This is a genomic window from Thermomonas sp. (assembly GCF_047606765.1).
GTDB lineage: Bacteria > Pseudomonadota > Gammaproteobacteria > Xanthomonadales > Xanthomonadaceae > Thermomonas.
The window spans coordinates 1-26,117 of record NZ_JASGED010000044.1 but is presented as its reverse complement, the minus strand read 5'-3'; the positions used below and the strand labels follow the sequence as shown (position 1 = coordinate 26,117).

Annotated in this window: 15 protein-coding genes; 4 read left to right on the top strand and 11 right to left on the bottom strand. The window is 65.6% G+C overall.

Going from position 1 to position 26,117, the window contains the following annotated elements:
- Nucleotides 1-49 precede the first annotated feature (49 nt).
- Nucleotides 50-8,596, bottom strand: a complete 8,547-nt coding sequence (locus QM612_RS04280) for a YDG domain-containing protein (protein ID WP_415252657.1) — start codon at nucleotides 8,594-8,596, stop codon at nucleotides 50-52.
- A 212-nt stretch (nucleotides 8,597-8,808) separates the two neighbouring features.
- On the opposite strand from QM612_RS04280, the gene QM612_RS04275 reads away from it, so the two are divergent.
- Both QM612_RS04275 and QM612_RS04270 read left to right on the top strand, forming a co-directional pair.
- Entirely contained in the window at nucleotides 8,809-9,519 is a 711-nt protein-coding gene (locus QM612_RS04275) for a response regulator transcription factor (protein ID WP_415252656.1), read from the top strand.
- Between the two features lie 53 nt (nucleotides 9,520-9,572).
- Complete coding sequence (locus tag QM612_RS04270; protein WP_415252655.1) at nucleotides 9,573-11,456, top strand: 7TM-DISM domain-containing protein; 1,884 nt, start codon at nucleotides 9,573-9,575, stop codon at nucleotides 11,454-11,456.
- A gap of 6 nt (nucleotides 11,457-11,462) precedes the next feature.
- Here the strand turns inward: QM612_RS04270 and QM612_RS04265 are convergent, their stop codons facing one another.
- The 10 genes from QM612_RS04265 to QM612_RS04220 form a co-directional block, all read right to left on the bottom strand.
- Nucleotides 11,463-13,379: a potassium transporter Kup gene (locus tag QM612_RS04265; RefSeq protein WP_415252654.1), complete on the bottom strand. Its 1,917-nt coding sequence runs from the start codon at nucleotides 13,377-13,379 to the stop codon at nucleotides 11,463-11,465.
- Nucleotides 13,380-13,420: 41 nt separating this feature from the next.
- Entirely contained in the window at nucleotides 13,421-14,008 is a 588-nt protein-coding gene (gene ruvA / locus QM612_RS04260) for a Holliday junction branch migration protein RuvA (protein ID WP_415252653.1), read from the bottom strand.
- Nucleotides 14,005-14,541, bottom strand: a complete 537-nt coding sequence (gene ruvC / locus QM612_RS04255; RefSeq protein WP_415252652.1) for a crossover junction endodeoxyribonuclease RuvC — start codon at nucleotides 14,539-14,541, stop codon at nucleotides 14,005-14,007. Before ruvC ends, ruvA begins: the two co-directional genes overlap by 4 nt.
- Before the next feature lie 24 nt (nucleotides 14,542-14,565).
- The gene (locus tag QM612_RS04250) at nucleotides 14,566-15,291 is read right to left on the bottom strand and encodes a YebC/PmpR family DNA-binding transcriptional regulator (RefSeq protein ID WP_415252651.1); all 726 of its coding nucleotides are present in this window, start codon (nucleotides 15,289-15,291) and stop codon (nucleotides 14,566-14,568) included.
- A 34-nt stretch (nucleotides 15,292-15,325) separates the two neighbouring features.
- Nucleotides 15,326-15,961 carry an esterase/lipase family protein gene (locus tag QM612_RS04245; protein WP_415252650.1) on the bottom strand — a complete coding sequence of 212 codons (636 nt, stop codon included), beginning with the start codon at nucleotides 15,959-15,961 and terminating at the stop codon, nucleotides 15,326-15,328.
- Between the two features lie 2 nt (nucleotides 15,962-15,963).
- Entirely contained in the window at nucleotides 15,964-16,542 is a 579-nt protein-coding gene (locus tag QM612_RS04240; protein ID WP_415252649.1) for a GNAT family N-acetyltransferase, read from the bottom strand.
- A 51-nt stretch (nucleotides 16,543-16,593) separates the two neighbouring features.
- Nucleotides 16,594-18,360 carry an aspartate--tRNA ligase gene (gene aspS, locus QM612_RS04235; protein ID WP_415252648.1) on the bottom strand — a complete coding sequence of 589 codons (1,767 nt, stop codon included), beginning with the start codon at nucleotides 18,358-18,360 and terminating at the stop codon, nucleotides 16,594-16,596.
- 133 nt (nucleotides 18,361-18,493) lie between these two features.
- A complete protein-coding gene (locus QM612_RS04230; protein ID WP_415252647.1) occupies nucleotides 18,494-18,796 on the bottom strand; it encodes an FmdB family zinc ribbon protein in 303 nt (100 codons plus the stop codon).
- 86 nt (nucleotides 18,797-18,882) lie between these two features.
- A complete protein-coding gene (locus QM612_RS04225; protein ID WP_415252646.1) occupies nucleotides 18,883-20,862 on the bottom strand; it encodes an ABC-F family ATP-binding cassette domain-containing protein in 1,980 nt (659 codons plus the stop codon).
- A 40-nt stretch (nucleotides 20,863-20,902) separates the two neighbouring features.
- Nucleotides 20,903-22,531, bottom strand: a complete 1,629-nt coding sequence (locus QM612_RS04220; protein ID WP_415252645.1) for an alpha/beta hydrolase — start codon at nucleotides 22,529-22,531, stop codon at nucleotides 20,903-20,905.
- A gap of 194 nt (nucleotides 22,532-22,725) precedes the next feature.
- On the opposite strand from QM612_RS04220, the gene QM612_RS04215 reads away from it, so the two are divergent.
- Entirely contained in the window at nucleotides 22,726-25,104 is a 2,379-nt protein-coding gene (locus QM612_RS04215) for a TonB-dependent receptor plug domain-containing protein (RefSeq protein WP_415252644.1), read from the top strand.
- A gap of 111 nt (nucleotides 25,105-25,215) precedes the next feature.
- Nucleotides 25,216-26,117: monovalent cation:proton antiporter-2 (CPA2) family protein (locus QM612_RS04210; protein WP_415252643.1), on the top strand; the 902-nt coding region annotated here is incomplete at its 3' end.

The window sequence follows — 26,117 nt, the reverse complement described above, 5'->3', positions numbered from 1 at the left end:
AGCCGCATCCGGCGCCGTTCCCGCAGGAAGCAGCGCCAGACGCCACGGCTCAGAGCCCGTCGGGCAGGCGGATGCCCTGCTGGATCACCTGATAGGGCTTCACGCACTCGCGGAACCGGATCGGCTTGCGCGGTTCCTCGGCGGAACCGGCCAGCGCGCTGGCATAGCCCGGATCGGCGCTGGGCAGTGCATCCACCACCAGCTCGCCATCGACGAAGGTCAGCGCGTAATTGCCGTCGCTGCCACTCACGCGATGGACATAGCGCCCCACGTCCCTGCCGCTGCCACCGGATTCGGTCAGGCCGGTCAGCACGGACTTGTTTTCGCCGTTCACCAGACCACTGACGGTGAAGCCGGTGACGCTTTGCAGCAGGCCGTTGTAATAGACGCGGTCGCTGTTGGCCGTGACCGTGGCATTGGCCTTGTTGATGACGCTGCCGGTGTTGTCGGCATAGGTGACGTCGTAATTGCCGCCGCCGTTGCCATCGTTCACGGTCACGCCATTCACCGTCACCGTCTTGCCGGTGCCGGCATTCTTGTCGGTATAGGCAAAGCTGCCGCCACTCAGGCTGTCATCGCCGAACAGCGTGCCGCCCACGACCACGGCGCTGCCGTTGGCCGCCGTGGTGCCGTCGTAGGTCTTGGTCACATCGCCGGTGCTGAGGGTGATGGCGGCCTTGTCGATGGTCAACGCGCCATTGACGAAGGTCAGTTCGTAGTTGTTGTCGCTGCCGCTGACCGTGTGTGCGTAACTGCCTGCATTGCGACCGCTGCCGCCGGCTTCGACCACGCTGTCCAGCACCGATTCGTTTTCGCCATTCACCAGCCCGTCCACCGTATAGCCAGTGACGCTCTGGGTCTGGCCATTGTAGGTGAAGCTGCCGCTGTTGGCGGTGACCGTTGCCAAGGCCTTGTCGATGGTCAGCGTGCCATCGACGAAGGTCAGCGCGTAGTTGTTGTCGCTGCCGCTGACCGTGTGTGCATAGCTGCCTGCATTGCGACCGCTGCCGCCGGCCTCGACCACGCTGTCCAGCACCGACTCGTCTTCGCCATTCACCAGTCCCGACACGGTGTAGCCGGTGACGTTCTGGGTCTGGCCGTTGTAGGTGTAGGTCGCGCTGTTCGCAGTAACCGTCGCCAGTGCCTTGTTGATGATGCCGACATAGCCGCTGATCTGCGTGGGCAGGATGTAGTTGCCAAGATCGGTGCTGCCCAGCGCGAGGTAATCGCCGGAAGCCAGATCGACAGTCACCAGCTTGCCGCTGCCGGCATTGGCATCGGCGTAGTAGCCGCTGGTCTTGGTGACAGTCGCACCGTCGCTGCCAACCCAGCCGGTGAGCAGGAAGTTGGACGCATCCAGCGTGGCATTCGTGGTGCCGTCGTAGGTCTTGCTGACGGTACCGGTCAGATTGCCGAGGATCAGGGTCAGCACCTTCGGATCGATGGTCAGCGTGCCATCGAAGTAGCTGATGTCGTAATTGCCGCTGGTGAGGCCGTTGGCGGTGATCGTGTAGCTGCCGGCATTCACCGCGCCCTGGCTGTCGCCGTCATAGACCAGCGTTCCGGACAACTCCGAGGCATCCTCGCCATTGACGAAACCGCTGTAGCTGACGCCGTTGCCACCGCTCCATGCCACGCCGTCATAGGTCTTGCCGGCATCGTTGGCGGTAACGGACAGCGATGCCTTGTTGATGGTGGCGCTGTGGCTGGTATCGGCCAGCGTGTAGTTGCTCGCCAGACCGCCGTTGCCGCCATCGCTCAAGCTGTAATGCGCGGTGGCGGTGCGGCTGCCGGCGTCCTTGCTGTCGAACTCGCCCGTGGCGCTGACACCCAGCGTTTCGCCGCCCACCAGCCCGTCCAGCGTGCCAAGGGTGAAGCTGGCTGCGGTGGTGCCGTCGTAGGTCTTGTCGTTGGCATTTGTGCCGCTGATCGTCAGCACCTTCTGCAGGATGGTGCTGCCGGTGTTGTCGGCATAGGTGACGTTGTAGTTGCCGCCGCCGTTGCCGTCGCTCACCGTCACGCCACCCACCGTCACCGTCTTGCCGGTGCCGGCATTCTTGTCGGCGAAGGCGAAGTTGCCGCCGCTGAGGCTGTCGCTGCCGAACAGCGTGCCGCCCACGACCACGGCACTGCCGTTGGCCGACGTGGTGCCGTCATAGGTCTTGGTCACGTCGCTGCTGCTGATGACCAGATCGGCCTTCTCGATGGTGAAGGTGCCGCCACCGGTGAGGATGATGTTGTAGCCGAACTGGGTGGAGTACAGGCCGCCCACCACCAGATCGGTGGTGCCCACGTTGCGACCGCTGGCAGTTGCACCGGCGGACGAACCCAGCACCAGCGACGGGTCGTACTCCCCGACGAAGGTGTAGGGCACGGTCACGTGTTGCGTGGTGCCGTTGTAGGTGGTGGTCACGCTGTTGGCGGACACTTCCAGCGTGGTGAGGAAGGCCATCAGCAGCGGGTATTCCTGGCCGTCGTAGAGGCGGAACAGGTTGTAGATCGAATTGTCGGGGTCGAAGTAATTGCCGGCCGCGTTCGCGTTGGAGCGCACCGTGCTGCTGCCCACGCTGCCATCCGGCAGGTAGTAGGCGAAGAAGTTGCGCTCGCCGTAGGTCGAGGCCTGCTTCATCTCCGCAGTAGTGGCGCCCCAATAGTTCAGCGCCTGCAAGGTGGTATTGCCCGAAGCCACGCTGACGCCGGAGCTTTCCTTGTCCCAGACCGCCGAGTCGATGGTGACGCTGTTGCCATTGTTCGACCAGCCGATCAGGCCACCGATCGAGCTGGGATCGTTGGAGGTCACCGGGCCATTGGCCGCATATGACAGCGAGATGCGCATGTCGTTGGCGGAACCGATCAGGCCGCCGACCCGGCTGTCGCCACTGACCGAGCCACGCGCGTAGGTGGCGTTGAGCCGGGAGCCGGTATCGGCATAGCCCACCAGACCGCCCACGTCCCGATAGCCCGTCACGTTGCCGGTGGCGAAGGCATTGCTGATGGTGCCCACGGTCATGTAGCCGACCAAGCCACCCACGCGCTCGCCGGAAGACCCGGTTGTCCTGATGCCGGTGACATTGCCGGTGGCATAGCTGATGTCGATGTTGCCGTGCGACTCGCCCACCAGGCCGCCAAGGCGCTGGCCGGTACCACTCACGTTGCCGGTGGCATGGCTGTAGCTGATTGATCCCTGCGTATAGCCCACCAGACCGCCACCACCGGCAAAACTGTTCACCACGTCGCCGGTCGCCCACGAGCGGGTGATGAACGAGCCGGTGCCTTGCAGCCGGCCCACGATGCCGCCGGTGGCCAACTGGCCGCTGACATTTGCCGAGGAGCGGACATTGGTCAGGCCACCGCTGAGATAGCCCGCCACGCCACCGGTACCGCCGCCGCTGGTATAGCTCGCACTGGCGACCGTGCCCGAGGTCCAGATATTGTCGAGGGTGTTGTCGCCATTGCCGCGACCCAGCAGCGCGCCGGTGTGGTTGCGGCCCAGAATGCTCACATTGCTCAGCCCGACATTGGCGAAGGCCACGGCATCGGAATAGCCGAACAGGCCCACGCCATCTCTGGTGCCGCGCTGGATGCTCAGGCCATCGATGACATGGCCCTTGCCGTCGAAGCTGCCGCTGAAGGCCGTGCTGGCATTGCCCACCGGCGAGAAGCCCGCCGTGCGCCACATGCTGCTGCCACCGCCCACCGTGGCGCTGGCGTCGATGTCGTTGCCCAGCATGTAGTCGGCGGTCAAATCCATCGCCATCAGCTGCAGCTGATTGGCGTTGCGGATCACCGTGCTCCATTCGCTGCGCAGGAATGGACGGGTTTCGCCATCGACCATGAACCAGTCGTTGCTGAAATCGAAACCGGTGTAGGCACTCTGCTTGTAGGCGTAATTGGCCGCAGCCGATTGCGAAGGATCGCTGGTGACGGCAGACGCGCCGCTGCCATCGCCCTGGCCCGCCGCGTTGGCCTGACCGCTGGTGTAGCTGTCCCAATGGCTGCCCGTGATGGTGCCGCCGGTGGTATCGCCCACCAGCCCGCCGGTCACGCTGCCGCCGGTGACCAGTCCGCTTGAATAACTGCTTTCGATGCTGCCGCCAGCGCCGTTGCTGCCCGCCAGACCACCGATGTTGCTGCCGGTGCCGGTCACCGCACCGATGGCGTAGCTGGTGGAGACCTGCCCGCCATCGTTGCTGCCGACCAGACCGCCCACATCGTCTTCGCCGGTCACCTCCGCACTGCTGTAACTCTGGAGCACGCTGCCGGCATTGCTGCCGATCAGGCCACCCACGCGGTCCACGCCGCTCACGCTGCCGCCGATGACATGCACCTGATCGACCACGGTGCCGGCATTGGCCTTGCCCAGCAGTGCGCCAACATCGTTGCCGCCGACGATCTCGGCATTGTTCAGGCTCAGGTTGCGCAGGCTGGCACCGGTTGCCACACCGAACAGGCCCACGCCATCGCTGCCGGCGCGCTGGATGCTCAAACCGTCGATGACATGACCCTTGCCATCCAGACTGCCGGTGAAGGCGTTTGTGTCATTGCCGACCGGCGAGAAACCCGCCGTGCGCCACATGCTGGTGCCGCCACCTGCGGTGGCGCTGGCGTCGATGTCGTTGCCCAGCGTGTAGTCGGCGGACAGGTTCATCGCCATCAATTGCAACTGATGGGCATTGCCGATGACCGTGCTCCATTCGCTGCGCAGGAACGGGCGGGTTTCACCATCGACCATGAACCAGTCGTTGCCGAAATCGAAGCCGGCATAGGCGCCCTGCCTGTAGGCGTAATTGGCCGCAGCCGATTGCGTGGGGTCGCTGGTGACGGCGGACGCGCCGCTGCCATTGCCCTGCCCTACGCCATTGCCCATGCCGCTGCTGTAGCTGTCCCAATAACTGCTTGTGATGCTGCCGCCGACGGCATTGCCGACCAGCCCGCCCATCACGCTGCCGCCACTCACGCTGCCAGCGGAATAGCTGGTGGCGATGCCGCCATTGTTCACGCCCACCAGACCACCCAGCGATGCGCCGATGCCGCTGACATTGCCCAGCGCATAGGTGTTGGCGATCTGGCCGCCATTGTTGTGGCCGACCAGTCCGCCGAGTTCGGCATCACCATTCACGTTGCCGGTGGCGTAGCTGCTGCTGACGCTGCCGTTCTCGACCAGACCCACCAGCCCGCCCAGGCCGGTTGCGCCGGTCACGTTGCCGGTGGCATGGCTGTTGCTGACCGTGCCGCTGACGCTGGCACCGATCAGGCCACCGCTGTAGTGCGCGCCGTGTACATCGCCCGTCGCATGGCTACCGGTAACGGTTGCCGAGTTGGCACCGATCAGGCCGCCAGTGTGGACGCCGCTGTTGCTGACATCGCCGCTGGCGCTGCTGTCGATCACCGCGCCGCCGCGCGCCCAGCCAACCAGGCCACCCACGGTGGCGGTGCCACTCACCGCGCCGCTGGCCTCGCTCTGGCTGACCGTGCCGGTGTTCTCGCCGATCAGGCCACCGACATTGCCGCCGCCCTGCACCTTGGCCGAGCTGCTGCTGTCGCTCACGCTGCCGGCGTTGGAGCCGATCAGGCCACCGATGAAATTGCCGCTGCCGGTGACGCTGCTGGTATCAGCGATGCTGTCATCGACCATGGCATGCGTCACCACGGTGGCGGCATCGGTACGTCCGGCCAGCGCCCCGACGTTGCTGCTGCCCGCGATGCTGGCGCGGCGCATGGTGATGTCGGCCAGCAGCGCGCCCGCCGTCACCCCGAACAGACCCACGTCATCCGCGCCTGCGCGGTTGATGACCAGTCCGTCGATGTTGAAGCCCTGCCCTTGCAGGCTGCCGGTGAAGGCATTGCCGGCATTGCCGACGGCGACGAAGCCCTTCGTTGTCCACATGCCGCCGCTACCGGTGGCACGGGCATCCACGTCACCCACCAGCGTGTAGCTGGCGGATGTGTCCATCGCCATCAATTGCAGTTGATGGACATTGCGGATGGCATTGCTCCATTCGCTGCGCAGGAACGGGCGGGTTTCGCCATCGACCATGAACCAGTCGCTGCCAAAGTCGAGGCTGGCATACGCACTCTGGCTGTAGGCGTAATTGGCCGCAGCCGATTGGGTGGGATCGCTGGTGACTGCGAACACGTTGGTGACCGTGCCGCTGCCAATCAGGCTGTAAGTGCCCACCGCAGAGGCGCCGTAGTACGGCAGACCATAGCTGTCCCAGAAGCTGTTGCTGATGGTGCCGTCGTTCTGGCCGGCCAGCCCGCCGTACAGCACCGCCGCGCCGCTGACACCACCGGCAGCGTAGCTGTTGCTGATGGTGGCAGCGCCCTCGTTGTAGCCCGCCACACCACCCACCCGGGTCGTCAGGCCCGTGCCCGCCACATCGCCCACGGCGTAGCTGGTGCTGATCGTGCCGCGATTGATGCCCGCCAACCCGCCGGCATTGCCGATGCGGAACGCGGCGATCTCAATCTCCGTGTTGTAGAACGTGGTGTTGGTGGCCTGCACGTTGCCGGTGGCGTGCGTTTCGTCCAGCGTGCCTTCGTTGATGCCAACCAGCCCGCCCACGGTGTAGGTGGCCGAAACATCACCGGTGGCATGACTGCGGGTGATGCTGCCGGTGTTGTGGCCCGCAAGGCCACCGGCCACGTAGTCCTCCGTCGTCACCGTGGCGGTGGAGAAGCTGCGGTCGATGCTGCCGCTGTTGCTGCCGACCAGGCCACCAACATTCGTGCCGATGCCGGCCCACGAACCGCCGCCGCTGACCCTGCCACTTGTCCAACTATTCACGATGCTGCCGGCATTGCTGCCCGCCAGCAGGCCGATGTTGCCGCCCGCGTTCACCGAGCCGGTCACGCCCAGGTTGCGCACCAGGCCGGTGGCAGTGATGCCGCTGAACAGGCCTTGATTGGACGTACCCGAGAATCCGGCATCAATGTTCATGCCGGAGACAGTGTGGCCCAACCCTTCCAGCGTGCCTGCAAGCACGCCCAGCGGCGCGGTCGTGCCGGTCGTGTCCGCCACCAGCGCGTAGCGACCGTTCAAGTCGGTAAGCGCGGCAAGGCTGTCGATCAGGGTGTAGCTCTGCCCGTTGATCGACAGGCTGCCGGTGACCGGCAGGTTGACCTTTGCATTGGCGTAGAAATTGCCGTCGGTGATGCCCGCGCCCTGGTTGTAGCGCACCACCAGCCCGGCACCGCTGCCGGTGGCGGTGATCGCGGCGTTGACGTTGACGCTGCGCTCGGCGTCCAGCGTCAGCGTGCCGCTCGACGACCAGTTGATCGCATCGTTGACGTGGATGTCGCCGTTGCCGCCCGCCGTGCCCATGTTGGCGGTCTGGATGATGAAACTGCCGTTGTTGTCCAGCGCAGTGCCAACGGCAGCGCCGGTCATGTTGCCGCCGCTGGCGGCGATGGTGAAATCGTTGGGGTCGATCAGCCAGGTGCCGCCTTGGCCGCTGCCGGACTTGGTGGTGATGACGGCACCATCGGCGATGTTGACGTGCGCGCCGGAGGTTTCGATGAAGCCACCGTTTCCGCTTTCGGGAGCGCCGGCATCCAGCGTGCCGGCCACGTTCACGCTGCCGCCGTCGAAACCGCCCAGCAGCACGATCCTGCCTTCGCGTTCGGCAAGGGTGTGCGTCTCGATCAGGCCGGTGTTGTTGACCACCGTCTGCAGCAGCGCATCGCCCGCGTCCGCCGCCAGCAGCACGCTGCCGCCATCGGCGCGGATCGCGCCGTGGTTTTCCACCAGTGCATCCAGTGCGGCCTTGTCCACCTTCACGTTGAGCAGGCCGTCACCGGCGAAGTCCAGCGTGACCTGGCTGCCAGCCGCCATCGCCACACTGCCAAGCCGCGCCTCGATCACGCCACTGTTCGCCACCTTGCCGCCCAGCAGCGCAATCGCACCACCATCGTGCGCGCGCAGGCTGCCTTCGTTGCGCACCGTGCCGCCATTGCCACGGAACACGTAATTGCCGGACAGGAAATCGGCATCGCGGATATCCAGCGATGAGGCCACCAGCCCGCCCACGTCCACCTGCGCACCCTTGCCGAACAGCACGCCATGCGGATTGATCAGGAACACCTGCCCGTTCGACTTCAGCGTGCCGAAGATGCGCGAAGGGTCGTTGCCCAGCACGCGGTTCAGCGCCACCGCCATGCGGCTGGGTTGCAGGAACTCGACCGTGTAGCCCTCGCCGATGTCGAAGCCCTGCCACGTGGCGATCAGCTTCTGGCTGTCCTGCGTGATGGTCAGGGTGTTGCCGTCCTGCGTGATGTTGCCGCTGCCGGAGACGATGCGTCCGTCGGTGGGCAGGTTGCGCATCGGCGCGGACGGCGGTGGTACGGGCGTGGTCGGCACCGGCTGCGGCAGCGGTGCCGCACCGCCATCAACCCGGATCGGTGCATCCACCGCGCCCGGCATGGGTATCGCCGCCAGCGCGCCGAACGAGAACGGCAACAGCATCAGCAGCGCCAGCCTGTGGCTGCCCGCGCGTGCAGCCTTGCCGCGCCCCTTGACGTGGCGCGTGGCCGTTTCCGCCACCACCTGGAACACGCCGAGTGCGTGGTTGAAGACGATGCGATAGACGTGGTTCACGGTGAATCCCCCTGATTCGAAAAACAGCCCTGCTCGCCAGCGGGCAGGCACATGCACACGCGCGCAACAGCGCGTGGCGTTCAATAGATGATGGGGAAGCCGAGTGGCGGGCTGTTAGATTCTTTTCTGACAAAAGCTGTCAAACCCTGTCAGCGTTGCGGGCGTCGATTTACGATGGCGCATCACGGCTCACGCCACGTCACACCATGCCCATGCGCGTGCCTGCTTCGCTCGCCGTCGTTGAAGACAATCCCGAACTGCTGGGCGACCTGGTCGAATACCTGCGCCTGCGCGGGTTTTCCGCACGCGGCTTCGCCAGCGCCGAGGATTTCTTCCTGCACTGGCCCGGCACGCGGTTCGACCTGCTGCTGCTCGACGTGGCCCTGCCCGGCAGCAGCGGGCTGGACATCGCGCGGCGCGTGCGCACGCAGGGCAGTGGCGTCGGCATCATCTTGCTGACCGTGCTGGACGCCAACCAGGATCACGCGCTGGGGCTGGATGCCGGCGCCGACGTGTTCCTGTCCAAGCGCAGTTCGCTGGAGGTGATCGAAGCCGCCTGCCGCAGCCTGCTGCGTCGGCTGGACACTGCGCCCGCCACCAACGCAACGGATGCCGCACCGCAGTGGCGGTTGCATCTGCGCCGCTGGCAATTGCAGACGCCCGACGAGCAACTGCTCGATGTGACCCACAGCGAAGCGGAACTGCTGGCCGCACTCATGCAGCATCCCGGCCAGACCATCGCGCGACAGGCGCTGCTGGCACGGCTGGGCAAAGCCGAAACCCTGTCCAGCCTGCGCAATCTGGACAACACGGTCAGCCGCCTGAAGCGCAAGGTACAGGCCGCATGCGGGCAGGAACTGCCGCTGCGGCCGAGCTATGGCAGGGGCTACACCTTCGCGGGTAGCGGCGGGGTGACATCGTGATGGCAACGCCGCGCCGCTCTTTCTGCGGAGCAAGCCTCGCAGCGACGGCACTGTTGCTGCTTCTGTTTCTGCTGCTGCCCGCATTCGCATTCGCCCCCACGCCTGCGCAGCAGCTGGCTGCCGGTGTTCCCCATCTCTCGCTGGAAGGGCGGCTGGATCATTTCGCCGATGCCGACGGGAAACTTTCCATCCAGGAAATCACGCAGCCCGGCTTCGTCCAGCAGCATTTTGTCCGCCTGCCCGACAACCGCAGCCTGGGCTATGACAGTGCCGCACACTGGTTCCACGCCGCACTGAATCCGGCGGCTGATGCACCGCGCCGCTGGGTACTTGCCATCGGCTCGCCGGAACTGGAAGAAGTCGATGTGTGGGTGGAACAAGCCGGCGGCGGCTTTCGCCTGTACGCGATGGGTTACCACCGTCCTTACAAGAACCGCCCGCTGCATACCCGCCTGTTCGCGCTGCCCACCGATGTGTTTCCCGGCATGCGGATCTTCCTGCGCGTGCGTACCCACAACACCATCAACGTGCATGCCGACCTGTGGCAGGTGGATGCCTATACCGCAAGCGAAACCCGCAGCAATTTCCACAGGGGTGGCTACTTCGGCATCCTGCTGATCGCGGTAGCGCTGTACCTGATCCTTGGCGCGCGCCTGCGCGACGTGGTGATGACGTCCTATGCCGGCTACATCGTCTCGCAGATGTTGTTCAACCTCGGCACCAATGGCTACCTGCCGGTACTGCTGGATTCACCGTGGTTCACCGACGCCCTGCCGCGCATCGGCTGGCTGGGCGGCTCCGTCTGCATCGTGCTGATGTGGGACAAACTGCTTGGCCTGAAGCGCACGCATCCACGCATCCATCGCCTGTACCTGTTCACCCTGTTCCTCAACCTGTGCCTGCTGCCGTTCGTGCTGATGCCGTCGCTGGTCAACGCCTGGGTCATGGTGGCGGTCAAGCTGGCGAACTATCTCAACAGCCTCAACATCTTCATCAGTCTTGTATTGCTGCTGCACTTCTGGCGGCAAAGCCGGCGCGGCGAACTGATGGTGTATTTCATCGCCTTCGTCATCCCGGCGATTGGCGTGACCGTCAATACCGCGGCCAACCATGGCCTGCTGTCGCAGAACGTGGTGACCTCCAACCTGTACCAGTTCGCGCCGCTGGTGCATGTGCTGGTGATGAGCTACGGCCTTGCACTGCGCCTGCGCCAGTTGCAGCACGACAAGGTGGCGGCGCAGCAGGAAGTCGCGGCAGCCACGCAGCGCAGCGAAGACCAGCGGCGCTTCGTGGCGATGCTGTCGCACGAGTTCGGCAACCCGCTGGCCGCGATCGACCGCGCCGCGCAGATGATGCAGATCAAGCTGCCCGACCTGCCGCAATCCGAAGCGCAGCGGCTGACGCAGATACGCGGCAATGCCACCGCACTGTCAGGCCTCGTCGAGAACTTCCTCGCCACCGAAGCGCTCGACCACGGCGCATTGCCGATGTCGCGCGCCGGTTGCGATATCCAGCCGATGCTGGAATCCGTCATCGACCAGCAGCCCGAATCGGAACGCACGCGCATCCGGTTGCACGTCTCGCCTGCCGATGCGCATTTCGACGTGGACCGCGCACTGCTTGCGCTTGCCGTTGGCAACCTGTTGGGCAATGCGCTGCGCTATTCACCCGCAGGCAGCGCGGTTGAACTCAATGCCGCGCTGGACGCCGACGGCCTGCGTATCCGCGTCACCGACCACGGCTCCGGACTCGACGCGGAAACGCTGGAAAAACTCGGCACGCCGTATTTCCGCGCGGCCACTTCGCTGGGCAAGAAAGGCAGCGGCCTGGGCTTCCACTTCACCCGCCGCATCGTGGAAGCCCATGGCGGCGAGCTGCTTGCGCGCTCACCGCAGGGACAGGGGCTGGAAGTGGAAATCGTGCTGCCGCGCCGCTGAGGCGGGTCAGATCTCCACCTGCGCGCCCAGTTCCACCAGTCGGTTGCCGGGGATGCGGAAGAAGCCGGTGGCCGGTGCGGCATTGCGATGCATCAGTGCAAACAGTTTGTCGCGCCACACCGGCATGCCGCGATGGGCGCTGGCGACGATGGTTTCGCGGCTGGCGAAATAGGTGGTGTCCATCGGATTGAAGCTGAGGTCGGAGTGGTCGCAGCTGCGCATCAGCGCCAGCGGCACGTCCGGGGTTTCCATGAAGCCATAGCGGATCAGCACGCGGTAGAAATCCTCGCCGCCGATGGATTCGATCTTCAACTGCTTGTCCTTCGGCGCGTATGGCACGTTCAGCGTTTCCACCGTGAGGAAGACGTTGTGCTCGTGCAGCACCTTGTTGTGCTTCAGGTTGTGCAGCAGTGCATGCGGCACCACGCCACGCTCGGCTGTGAGGAACACCGCCGTGCCCTGCACCCGCACCGGTGGCGCCAGCATCAGGCCGGGCAGGAAGCTGTCCAGCTGGATGCCGTCCTTGCGCACTTCCGCATGCAGCAGTTCACGCCCGCGCCGCCATGTGCGCAGCAGGGTGAACAACACCAGCCCCAGCACCACCGGGAACCAGCCGCCGGCAAGAATCTTGGCACCATTGGCGATGGCGAAGGCAACATCGGCAATCACGAACACCACGCACAGCGGCAGCACCCACCAGCGCGAACGCGGCCACAGCGCACGCGCCACGATGGCAAGCAGCAGGGTGTCGATCAGCATGGTCAGCGATACCGAAATGCCATAGGCTGTCGCCAGCGCGCTGGAGGTGCGGAAACTCAGCACCAGCCCGATCACCAGGATGCATAGCATCCAGTTCACGCCGGGGATGTAGATCTGGCCGATGGTGTCACGCGATGTATGCCGAATCCGCATGCGCGGCACGTAGCCCAGCTGCATCGCCTGCCGCGCGATTGAATACGCGCCGGTGATGACCGCCTGCGATGCAATCACGGTGGCGCAGGTCGCCAGCAGGATCATCGGCCAGCGCGCCCAGTCCGGCACGCCGATGTAGAACGGGTTCTTCACCGCCGCCGGGTCTTCCAGCACCAGTGCGCCCTGCCCCAGATAGTTCAGCATCAGCGCCGGCAGCACGAACCAGTACCAGCCAAGGCGGATCGGGCGCGCGCCGAAGTGGCCCATGTCGGTGTAAATGGCTTCGCCGCCGGTCACCGCCAGCACCACTGCGCCCAGGATGAACACCCCGCCCCATGCGTGTTCTGCGAAGAAGTTCATCGCCCACCACGGGTTGACCGCCTTCAGCACTTCCGGCGCGTGCTGGATGTTGAGCACGCCCAGCACCGCCAGTGACGCGAACCATGTAATCGTGATCGGGCCGAATACCTTGCCCACCTTCTCGGTGCCGAAGCGCTGGGTGGCAAACAGCGCCGCCAGCACCAGCACGGTGATCGGCACGATCCACGCATGCAGCGCGGGCGCAACGATTTCCAGACCTTCCACGGCCGACAGCACCGAGATCGCCGGGGTAATCACGCCATCGCCGAAGAACAGCGACGCGCCGAACACGCCCAGCAGGCCGATGACGTAGGCGGATTTTCCATTCCTGTCGAAGGTGCGCTGGGCCAGCGCCATCAACGCCATGATGCCGCCCTCGCCTTCGTTGTCGGCGCGCATGATGATGGTGACGTACTTCACCGTCACCACCAGGGTCAGCGCCCAGAACACCAGCGACAGGATGCCCAGCACGGTGTCGTGGTCGGCGGTCAGGCCGTAATGCGGCGAGAACGCTTCGCGCAAGGTGTAAAGCGGACTGGTGCCGATGTCGCCAAACACCACGCCGATGGCGCCGACCACCAGGCCGGCAAGACCGATCTTGCCGTGTCCGCCGTGGCCCTGCTGCTGTGTTGCCTGTTGGGATGTGGTCATTGCAAGGTCGCGTGGGGGGCTGCCTGCGTGCCGGTTCCGGCTCAGCGGAGCGCGGACTGTAGCGCTTTGCGGATGATGGCGGGGGCATCGTCGCCCTCGCCTGCGGCTTTCTTCGCCATGCGCTCGGCTTCGGCGGGCTTGTAGCCCAGCGCCTGCAAGGCGGTGATGGCCTCACTCAAGGGATCGCCCGGCAAGCCCGCCGCACCAGCGGGCACGCCACCGGCAAGGTCGGCGGCGCGGTCGCGCAATTCCACCACCATGCGTTCGGCGGTCTTCTTGCCAATGCCGGGGATACGGGTCAGCGCGGTCACATCACTGGTCTGCACCAACCGCGCGAACGCATCAACGGAGACGCCGGACAGCACCGCCAGCGCGATCTTCGCGCCAACGCCGCTGACCTTCTGCACATCGCGGAACAGGCGGCGCTCGGCCTCACGCAGGAAGCCGTACAGATTCACGGCATCTTCCTTCTGCGCGTAGTGGGTGAACAGGAACACCTCGCGACCGACCTCCGGCAGGTCGTAGAAGGTGCTCATCGGCGCTTCCAGTTCATAACCAACGCCACCAACATCCACCACCAGCCACGGCGGTGCCTTGTGGATCAGGATGCCTTTCAATCGTCCGATCATCGCCTTCCCCTGCCCTTGCGGCCCCATGCGGTGCGCGCGGCCACGCCCAATCGGTTTGCGCTGGCGCGTACATGCGCATGCGTGATCGCCACCGCCAGTGCGTCAGCGGCATCCGATTGCAATTTTCCTTGCAGCCCCAGCATCACGCCGACCATGTGCTGCACCTGTTTCTTGTCCGCGCCACCGCTGCCCACCAGGCCCAGCTTGATTTCCTTGGCCGCGTATTCACTCACCGGCAGGTCGCGCGCCACGCAGGCGGCCACCGCCGCGCCGCGCGCCTGCCCCAGCTTCAGCGCGCTCATCGCGTTGTTGGACAGGAACACCTGCTCCACCGCCACTTCGTCCGGTGCGTACTGCGCGATCAGTTCCCACAATCCGTCCAGCAGCTTGCGCAGGCGCAGCGGGAAACTTTCGGCATCCAGCAAGACCAGCGGCTGGTGATGGACATGCGCGATGCGGCCGTCAGCGGCCACGTCGATGATGCCAACGCCGGTGCGCTGCGAACCGGGATCGATGCCGAGGATGCGGGTCACTACGGTTCGCTTGGGGGCGCGTGCTTACGCAGCGCTGCCGAAATCGGCGTTGTGCGAGACGTACTGCACATCGTCCATGTCTTCAAGCCAGCGCAGCAGCTTCTGCACCTGCTCGGCGGTTTCGCCTTCCACTGGCGAATCGTTGTCCGCGCGCATGGTCACTTCGGCAAAGCCCGGCGGCAGGCCGGCGGCGTCCATCGCGGCTTTCACGTCAGCGAACGCTTCGGGCGATGTCAGCACGTCGATGGCACCGTCTTCCGGATACACCACCACGTCATCCGCGCCGGCTTCGATGGCGGCTTCGGTGATTTTTTCCTCGTCCGCGCCGCTGTCATAGCTCAGCACGCCGACCTTGTTGAACATGAAGCTGACCGAGCCGTCGGTGCCAAGGTTGCCGCCGAACTTGCCGAAGGCATGGCGCACGTCGGCCACGGTGCGGATCTTGTTGTCGGTCAGGCAATCGACGATCACTGCCACACCGCCCGCGCCGTAGCCCTCGTAGCGGATTTCCTCGTAGGTGACGCCTTCCAGCTCGCCGGTGGCCTTCTTGATCGCGCGCTCGATCACGTCCTTGGTCATGTTGGCCGCAAGGCCCTTGTCGATGGCCGCACGCAGGCGCGGATTGCCCGCCGGGTCACCGCCACCGGCGCGCGCGGCGACGCCAATCTCGCGGATCACCTTGGTGAAGATCTTGCCGCGCTGCGCGTCCACCGCGTTCTTGCGCGCCTCAATGGAGGGGCCACGTCCCATTGCGTCATCCAGCCTGACAAACGAAGGTGCGATTTTAGCTTTTCCCTTCTCCCTCCGGGAGAAGGGCCTTGAAACGCCCATCCCGCAGGAATGCCGCCGCCTGCGCCGCCGCATCGGCGGAAAACACCAGCCCGGTATGGCTGCTGTGGACGATGCAGTGGTCGGCGATGCCGGGCAGGCGGGTTTCCTCCAGCCCCACGGTGCCATCCGAATCACCATCGAAACGGGCGAACAACCGGCCCATGCCACGCGCCACGTCACCCGCCACCACGCCGACCTGCGCCGGCCCGTTCCATTCGGACAATCCCGCCTGCAGCAGCCCCGCGCTGCGGCCCAGCATCGGCCTGCCCCAACCATGGGCGGCCAGCGTGCGCGCGGTGGCGCTGCCGCGCAGCGGCGAGCCAAGGCAGACCACCCGCGTGACCTGCGCATCCGGCGCCTGCCGCAGGGCTTCCAGCGCGATCAGCCCGCCCAGGCTGTGGCCGACGATGGCAGCCACCGGCTCGCGGCACAGCCGCTGCGCCAATGCCGGGATCGCGCGCTCCGGGCCATGCAGCACGCTGGCATAACCGAACACTGCCGGATCGAAGCCTTCGCTGCGCAGCTTTCGCGCCAGCGGCAGCAGCCACCAGTTTGCATTGAGCAAGCCGTGGACAAGCAGGACACGCATGGTCAGGCGACCTGCGCCACCCGCCGGTACATGAACTCGCGGTCGCGCTGCTTGCCAACCGGGAATTCGTATTCGCCCGCGAAGGCAAAGCCATAACGCGCGTAGAAGCGCTGCGCACCGAAGTTTTCCGACCACACGCTGATCCACAACGTGCGCGGGCCATCGCGCAGCAGCCAGGCCATCGCCGCATCCATCAATGCACGCCCGGTGCCGCCGTTCTGCGCATCGCGGCGCAGGTACAGCCGCTTCAATTCGCCATCCTCCGGGCGCACGTCCTCATGCGGCAGTCCGCAGCGGCCTGCCTGCGCATAGCCAACGGCGCGGCCATCGGCTTCGGCGATCCACAGCGCATAGTCCGGGTTTGCCAGCGCCTTTGCGTAGGCTTCGATGCTGTGGCTTTCGTCGAGGAAGCATTGCAAATCCTCGGGCGAATAGAGATGCCCGAAGGTTTCGATGAAGGTGGCCGTACCGACGTCCGCAAGGATCGCGGCATCGGCGTGTGTGGCGCGGCGGATCGATGTCTCCTCCCCCTGCCTGCAGGGGGAGGCCGGGAGGGGGTTAGCCCTGTCATTTCGCTGCATATGCCTACCCCTCCCCAACCCTCCCCTGCGAGCAGGGGAGGGAGCAAACCATCAGGACTTCGCTGCCTCGCGCACCTGCACATGCACTTCCGCCAGCTGCGCATCGGCAATAGGCGACGGTGCATCGGTCATCAGGCACTGCGCGGACGTGGTCTTGGGGAAGGCGATCACGTCGCGGATCGATTCGCTGCCGGCCATCAGCGCGGCGATGCGGTCGATGCCGAAGGCGATGCCGCCGTGCGGCGGTGCGCCGTACTTCAGCGCGTCCAGCAGGAAGCCGAACTTGGCGCGCTGTTCCTCCGCGCCGATGCCGAGCAGGTCGAACACCGCCGCCTGCATCTGCGGGCGATGGATGCGGATGGAGCCGCCGCCGATCTCGTTGCCGTTCAGCACCATGTCGTAGCCACGCGACACCGCCGTCTTCGCGTTGGCGCGCAGGTCGTCGATGCTGTCCACCGCCGGCGCGGTGAAGGGGTGATGCAGGGCGACGTAGCGATTTTCTTCGGCGTCCCACTCGAACATCGGGAAGTCGGTCACCCACAGCGGCTTCCAGCCATCCTGCACAAGATTGAAATCCTTGCCGGCCTTCAGGCGCACCGCGCCCATGAAGTCGGACACCTTGTTGTACGCACCCGCACCGAAAAACACGATGTCGCCATTGCCCGCGCCAACGTGCCCCAGCAGCGCAGCGAATGCGGCCTCATTGAAGAACTTGGCAATCGGGGAATTGACCGCACCCGTCTCGTCGATCTTGGCGTAGGCCAGCCCCTTCGCGCCGTACTTGGCGGCGTGGGCGGCGTATTCGTCGATCTGCTTGCGCGACAGCGACGCGCCGCCGGGGATGCGCAGCGCGGCCACGCGCCCGTCGGCATCATTGGCCGCAGCGGTAAACACTGCGAACTCGCAGTCCTTCACACGTTCGGCCACATCGACCAGCTCAAGCGCGATGCGCAGGTCGGGCTTGTCGGAGCCGTAGCGGCGCATCGCCTCCGCCCAGGTCATGCGCGGGAACTGCGCAGCCAGTTCGACGCCCGCAACTTCACGGAACACATCACGGATCATCGCCTCCACCGTGTCCTGCACGTCGCGCTCGGACACCCACGCGAACTCCATGTCCAGCTGGGTGAACTCCAACTGGCGGTCGGCGCGCAGGGCTTCGTCGCGGAAGCAGCGGGCGATCTGGTAGTAGCGATCGAAGCCCGCCATCATCAGGATCTGCTTGAACAACTGCGGGCTTTGCGGCAGCGCGTAGAACTCGCCGGGGTGCATGCGCGCGGGGACGAGGAAGTCGCGCGCGCCCTCGGGCGTGGCCTTGGTCAGGATCGGGGTTTCGATGTCCTGGAAGCCGCGCGCATCCAGCCAGTGGCGCAGCGCCGATACCAGCTTGGTGCGGGTTCGCATCTTGCGCTGCATCTCCGGACTGCGCAGGTCGAGGTAGCGGTATTTCAGGCGAATGTCCTCGCCCGGATTCTCGTGATGATGGAACGGCAGCGGCTCGGCCTTGTTCAGCACCTCGATGCGCTCGGCCACGATCTCGACCTGCCCGGTCCTGATCTTGTCGTTCACGCTCTGGCGCTTGCGCACCGTTCCCGTCACGCGCAGGCAGTCCTCGTAGCCCACCTGCGCCGCCACGGCCAGCATGGCGGCATTGCCAGCAACCTCCGCCGGTTCCGCCACGACCTGCACGATGCCTTCGTGGTCGCGCAGGTCGATGAAGACGATCTGGCCCATGTTGCGGGCGACGTCGGCCCAGCCGCACAAGGTGACGGTCTGGCCGATCAACGCCTCGTCGATCAGGCCGCAGAAATGGGTACGCATGGAAGCTCCGGAACGCAGTCGGGCCGGCGTGGGGCCGGCGAGCCGGTCATTTTAGCGGATGGCGCTTTCCATGTAGGCGTGGAGCTTGCTCCACGCGATATGCGGCATGCGGAGCAAGCTCCGCATCTACGGATCAGGACGCAGCGGGCTTGGCGGCAGGCGCGGCTTCCGATTTGGCCGCTGGCTTGGCATCGGCGGCAGGTTTTGCGCCTTCCCCGCCTTCGCCAGCCAGGTTGCGTTTCTTGTCGCCATCCTTCTTGAAATCGGTCTCGTACCAGCCGCCGCCGGCCAGCCGGAACTGCGGGGCGGTCAGCTGGCGATGCACCTTGCCCTGCGCCGCGCAGGCCGGGCATTCGGTCGGATCGGCGTCGGACAACTTCTGCAGGCGGTCGAAGCTGTGGCCGCAGGCATCGCAGGCGAAGGCGTAGATGGGCATGGCGTCGGATCGAAACTAAGGAACCGGCAAAGGTTTGGGGTCGATCAGCGAAGTTTCAAGATGCGCGGGCGTCCCGCGCGGCCGGATCAACCATACAGCGCCAGCAGTTCGCCTTCGGCTTCTTCCAGTTCACCACGCAGCTGCATCTGCTGGCGACCGATGTCGGCAACGCGCCCCACATCGGCATACACCGCAGGATCGGCCATCTGCGCTTCGCATTCGGCCAGTTTTTCCTCCAGCCGCGCCACCCGCGCTTCGGCCTTTTGCAGCTTGTGCGGGTTGATCTTCGGCTTGGCGGGCAATGGTGGCGCAACAGGCTTCGCGGTAACGATCGGTTCGTGTTTCGGTGCCGGTGTCTTCGGATTCTCGCTGCCGGGGCGGCTGCGCAGCCATGCGGCGTATTCGTCGAGGTCGCCATCGAACGGCTCCACCTTGCCTGCGGCCACGCGCCAGAAGCTGTCGCAGACCAGACCGATCAGATGGCGGTCATGGCTGACCATCACGATGGCGCCGTCGAAATCGCTGAGTGCCTCGGCCAGCGCTTCGCGCATGTCCAGATCAAGGTGGTTGGTGGGTTCGTCCAGCAGCAGCACGTTGGGGCGGCGATAGGCGATCAGCGCCAGCGCGAGGCGCGCCTTCTCGCCGCCGCTGAAGGTGTCGATGACCTCGAAGGCGCGGTCGCCGGGGAAGTTCCACTTGCCAAGGAAGTCGCGCAGTTCCTGATTCGCGACATCCGGCGCGAGCTTGCGCAGGTGGTCCAGCGGCGTGGTGCCGGCCACCAGCGATTCCACCGTGTGCTGGGCGAAGTAGCCGATGCGCAGGTCGGGATGCGCCTTGCGCTCGCCGGTCATCGGCGGCAGTTCGCCCACCAGCGTTTTCACCAGCGTCGATTTACCCGCGCCGTTGGGGCCGAGCAGGCCGATGCGGTCGCCGGCTTCAAGGCCGAAACCGACATTGGCAAGGATGCGCGCTGCTTTTCCTTCTCCCTCCGGGAGAAGGTGGCGCGAAGCGCCGGATGAGGGTTCGGTGGCCGATGAGGTTGCCTGCGTAACCGAGCCCTCACCCCAACTCTTCTCCCGAGGGGAGAGGGGCTGAAGCGGATACCCCGCATCCACATCGTGCAGCGACAGCAGCGAGTTGGGCAGCTTCAGCGGCTCGGGCAGGGTGATGTGCAGCGCGCGCTCGGCGCGCACTGCCTCGGTGCCGGTCAACTTGGCAAGCCGCTTCATGCGGCTCTGCGCCTGCCGCGCCTTGCTGGCCTTGGCCTTGAAGCGGTCGATGAAGCTCTGCAGGTGCGCGCGCTCGGCCTGTTCCTTGTCGTGGGCGATCTGCTGCTGGCGCAGGTGCTCGGCGCGCTGGCGCTCGAACGCGGTGTAGTTGCCGGCATACAGCTTCGCGGTGCCGTCGTGCAGGTGCAGGATGTGGGTGGCGACGTTGTCGAGGAACTCGCGGTCATGGCTGATGACCAGCAACGTGCCGTCGTAGCGCTTCAGCCATTCCTCCAGCCAGACCACGGCGTCCAGATCAAGGTGGTTGGTGGGTTCGTCGAGCAGCAGCAGGTCGGACGGGCACATCAGCGCGCGCGCGACGTTCAGGCGCACGCGCCAGCCGCCGGAGAAATCAGACACCGGCTTTTCATGCGTTTCCGGCGGGAAGCCAAGGCCATGCAGCAAACGACCCGCGCGGGCATCGGCATCGTAACCATTCAATTCATGCAACTGCTGATGGGCGACCGCCACCGCTTCCCAGTCTTCTGCCGCCATCGCTGCCGCTTCCGCGCGCACGGCGGCGTGCAGGGCGGCATCGCCGGACAGCACGAAGTCCAGCGCGGGATCGGGCAGGTGCGGGGTTTCCTGCGCCACGCTTGCCACGCGCGCCTTGCCGGGCAGGTCAAGATCGCCCTTGTCGGGCTCGATTTCGCGCATCAGCGCGGCAAACAGGCTGGACTTGCCGGCACCGTTGCGGCCGATCACGCCCACCCGCCAGCCGGCGTGCAGGGCCAGGTCAACGTTGGACAACAGAAGGCGTTCGCCCCGGCGCAGGGCGAAATTGCGGAAGGAAATCATCCGCGCATTTTAGCCTGCGGCCCTGCCTCCTTACGCTGGCTCAGTGGCCCGGTTCCAGTTCCGGGCGCGGCAGGTCGGCGGGAATCTTCGCGTCCGGCCGCGCGATGGCGTACATCTCCCACGCAATCGTGCGCTCCAGCGCATGACGATCATCGCCGATGGTGAACAGGTCGCCATGCGTGCGGCCCGGCAGGAAGCGGAAGCCGGTCTTCGCGCCGACCGACTGCATCGCCGCCTCCAGCTTGCGCGCCGCGCCTTCCAGATGGAACGTGTCCGCAGTGCCGACGATCAGATGAATCTTGCCGTCCAGATCCGGCTTCAACTCGTTCCAGCGGCTGACGATGCGGTGCGCGATGTCGTAATGCTCGCGCCAGTACGCCGCCACCTGCGGATCAACCGTGCCGGTGCGGCGGTCGAACATCGGCATCGGCCTGCCATCCGCACTGCGCGGCGAGAACACCCAGTCGAACGAAGCCATCTGCCCGCCGTAGGGGCCGATCACCGCTTCCATCTTCGCGAACTGCTCGAAGCTCGCCAGCACCTTGCCTTCGTGACGCACCAGCGGGATTTGCGTGCCATCCGCGCGGCGATAGACATTGGCATTCGGCGCATAGAGGTCCGCGCCGGTGAAGTCGCGGAAATCGCTGGAATCCGGCGCGGTCGGCCAACTGCCGCCAAACAGCTTCGGGTAGCGCACCTGCAGCCACAGCGCGGCCCAGCCACCGGAGGAATGCCCGGTCAGGAAGCGACTTTTGGCAGTGCCATCGGCGCGGTAATCGCGTTCAACCTGCGGAATCAGTTCTTCGGTCAGCGCCGCGCCCCACGGGCCGTTGTTCACCGAATCGGCGAACTCGTGGGTGCCGGTCGCGCTGGATTCGTCCAGCATCACCCAGATCATCGGTGGGGTCTTGCCCTGCGCCATCGCCGTGCGGGTCTCGACCGCGCTGCGCAGCGCGTAGCGCAGGTTGCCGCCGAAGCCGTGCGTCCAGTACACCACCGGATAACGCGCATTGCGGTTGTCGTCGTAACCGGGCGGCAGCACCACCCAGCCGCGCATGTGGATGGGCCTGCCCCAGAACGCGCTCAGTTTCGTGCTGACCAGATCAAGTTCACGGACATGCGGTTTGGCGGCTTCGACCTGCGCGCGGAAGGCGTCCGACGCCTGCGGCGGCACTGCCCACATGTCGCCCGGCTCGGGCGAGAGCTGGTCCAGCACCAGCAGCGGCAGGTCGCCGCCCTTGCCCAGCGCGACCTTCACCGGCGCGCTGGAAATGTCATCACCACTCCCGCCGTAGTTGTTGTCGCGGGCGGTATCCAGCACCGCCTGCAGGTAGTACTCGCCCGCCGGCAGTGACGACAGCCCCGCCGGCCACGCCTGGGTTTCGACATCGACCGCAAACGGCACACCGGGCGCGATGTCCGGCACGTCCATGCCGATCAGCGCGCCGTTGGCGCCGCCGAACGGGCTGACCGACACCTCCCGCACCACGCCGTCCTTCGCGGCTTTTTCGGCGGCGTCCGCAGGCAGCAGGCTGACCAGCAACCGGCCCGAGGCGTGGTCACTGCCGGCGGGTAGTTTCACGCGCAGCGGAGTACCGGCCTGTAGCGCATTGCAGGTAAACAGGACAAAGGCGGCGACAAGGTGACGCAGCAGCGGCGTGGCGGTCATGGCGTGATCCGTGGGAATCCGAAGGCGGGCCCGCAGTGTGCGCTTCGGAGCGCTCGCGGGGAATCGCGGGGTCGCATTGCCCACACACGCGGCTCCCCTCAAACCGATTGGTCATGGCCCGATGCCGACAACCAATGCCGGCGCGTTATTTACATGTTAAATGTGCATTTCCCACGTCATTGCTAGGAATCCCCATGCCCCGCCTTTCACCCCTGACCCTCGCACTCTCGTCCCTGCTGGCTGCCACGCCGGCGTTCGCCCAAGACGCTGGCAGTGATGCCAAGAACCTCGACACCCTGATCGTCACCGGCACCCGCGTGACCGATCGCACGGTAGCCGAGTCGCAGTCGCCCATCGACATCATCACCCCGGAAGTGCTGCAGTCCACCGGCACCACCGAACTGGCCACCGCGCTGTCGCGCGCCCTGCCCTCGATGAACTTTCCGCGCCCGTCGATCAACGATGGCACCGATGCCATGCGCCCGGCGCAGCTGCGCGGCCTGGCACCGGACCACACCCTGGTGCTGGTCAACGGCAAGCGTTACCACCCCGGTGCGCTGGTCAACGTCAATGGCAGCCAAGGCCGCAGCTCCTCGCCGGTGGATCTGAACTCGATCCCGATCGCCGCCATCGAGCGCGTGGAAGTGCTGCGTGACGGTGCCTCCGCGCAATACGGTTCCGACGCCATCGCCGGCGTCATCAACATCGTGCTGAAGGGGTCTGATTCCGGCGGCGGCGTCAGCGCCAGCTACGGCGAATATGCAGAGGGCGATGGTGCCAAGTACCAGGTGCAAGGTGATGCCGGCTTCAAGCTGGGCGAAGCCGGCAAGCTGCACCTGGCCGCACAGTTTGGTCATCAGGATCAGACCAACCGCGCCACGCCGTTCGCCGGCACGGTCACCGCCACCAGCCCGCCGCTGGGTGCCGTGGTGCAACGCCTTGGCGATCCGGAAGTGGACAACCACTCCGTGCTGTTCAACGGCGAGATCAACCCGGCCGACTACCTCACCTTCTATTCCTACGGCCTTTACACCAAGCGCGAATCGCTCTCCAACGGCTTCTTCCGGCCGGCCGGTGACAGCCGCAACATCCCGTCGATCTACCCCAACGGCTTCCTGCCCAACATCTTCAACACCATCACCGACTACGGTCTGGTGCTGGGCATGAAAAGCGCGATCGGAGACACCCGGTTCGATGCCAGCTACACCTTCGGCTCCAGCGAACTCGGGTTCGACATCACCAACACGCTCAACCGCAGCCTGGGCCCGACCTCGCCCACCGAGTTCTACGCCGGTGCGCTGAAGCTGGATCAGCACGTCCTCAACCTTGACTTCAACACCCCGCTCAGCGTCGGCCTGGAATACCCGCTGACGTTGTCCTACGGGCTGGAATGGCGCGGCGAGGAGTTCACCATTTCCCCGGGCGAGCCCGGTTCCTACATCAACGGCGGCGAACTCATCAACGGCTCGCCGGCACCATCCGGCGCGCAGGTGTTCCCGGGCTTCCGCCCCTCCGACAGCGGCAGCTTTGATCGCACCAGTTCCTCCTTCTATGTGGGTCTGGAAGGCGACCTCACCGACAAGTTCTCGGCAGGCATCGCCGCCCGCTATGAAAGCTATAGCGACTTCGGCAGCACCACCACCGGCAAACTGACCGGTCGCTATGCGTTCAATGACGCAGTCGCCCTGCGCGCCACCGCGTCCACCGGCTTCCATGCACCGTCGCTGCAGCAGCAGTACTACCAGACCACCTCCACCAACTTCATCGGCGGCATTCCGTACGACCTGGTGACCTTCCGCGTCAACCATCCGGCGGCGATCGCGCTGGGTGCCGAACCGCTGAAGGCAGAGGAGTCGAAGAACTTCAGCCTGGGTCTGGTGCTGACGCCGCTGGAAGGCCTTTACATCACGGCGGATGCCTACCAGATCAAGATCACGGATCGCATCAGCCTGTCCGAGAACCTGACCAGCGCGCTGGTGCGCACCTATCTCAACACCAATGGCTTCCCGGCAGTGGCTGGCGGTCGCTACTTCACCAATGCGCTGGATACCACCACCACCGGCATCGACGTCATCGGCACCTATGCGTGGAAGCTCGACGCCAGCCAGATCGACTGGACCTTTGGCTACAACTACAACAAGACCAGGATCGACCGGGTGGCACCCAATCCCGCTGCGCTGACCGCCATCGACCCGACCGCCCTGCGTTTCGGCCGCGTCGAACTGGCACGCTTCGAGGTGGGCGCGCCGCGCGACAAGCTGCTGCTGGGCGGCGTGTGGAAGGTCGGCGGCTGGAGCTTCGGCGTGACCGAAACGCGCTATGGCGAGTTCACCATCCTCAACGCCAACCCGACGCTCGACCAGACCTTCGGCGCGAAGTGGCTGCTGGATCTGTCCGTCAGCTATGCGGTCAATGGCTGGGAGTTCACCGTGGGTGGCGACAACGTGCTGGACGAATACCCGGACGAGGTGATCTACGCCAACAGCAACTCCGGCCAGCTGATCTGGCCGACGCAGAGCCCGTTCGGCTTCAACGGTCGCCATGTGTACGGCCGCGTGGCCTTCAAGTGGTGAGTTGAACCCGCCCGTGCTTGCACCCAACGCCCCGGTTCTTCCGGGGCGTTTTTGTCTCCGTCCTCACAGTGCCCCATGCGATGATGTCCGCACGTCCATTCGGAAGCAGGCATGCCGCACCACACTTCGCTGATCGCCATCCTCTGCATCGGTTTCGTGCTGGCCTTCGTGCTTGGCCTGCTGGCGCAACGGGTGAAACTGTCGCCGCTGGTCGGTTATCTGGTGGCCGGGATCATCGCCGGCCCGTTCACGCCCGGCTTCGTCGCCGACCAGACGCTGGCACCGCAACTGGCCGAGATCGGCGTGATCCTGCTGATGTTCGGGGTGGGCCTGCATTTCTCGATGAAGGACCTGATCGAGGTGAAGGCAGTCGCCATTCCGGGCGCGTTGGGGCAGATCACGGTGGTGACCCTGCTGGGCCTGGGCCTGTCGCTGGCGATGGGCTGGCCGCTGATCAACGGCGTGGTGTTCGGGCTGTCGCTGTCGGTGGCCAGCACCGTGGTGGTGCTGCGCGCGCTGGAGGAACGCCGGCTGCTGGACACCCGGCGCGGGCGCATCGCCATTGGCTGGCTGATCGTCGAAGACCTGGCGATGGTGGTGGCGCTGGTGCTGCTGCCGGCGCTGGCCGGGGCGCTGAAAGGCGGATCGGAGCAGAGCTTCGGCACGGTCCTGGTCGCGCTGGTGGTCACCCTGTTCAAGGTCGCGGCCTTCGTTGCGGTGATGCTGGTGGTGGGGCGGCGCGCGATCCCGAAGATCCTGGAGCGCGTGGCCGGCACCGGCTCGCGCGAGTTGTTCACCCTGTGCGTGCTGGCCATCGCCATGGGCGTGGCGTTCGGCGCGGCTGAACTATTCGGGGTGAGCTTCGCGCTGGGCGCGTTCTTCGCCGGCATGCTGCTCAACGAATCCGAGTTCGGCCACAAGGCCGCAAACGATTCGCTGCCGCTGCGCGATGCATTCGCGGTGCTGTTCTTCGTCTCGGTGGGCATGCTGTTCAACCCGTCGATCCTGCTGGT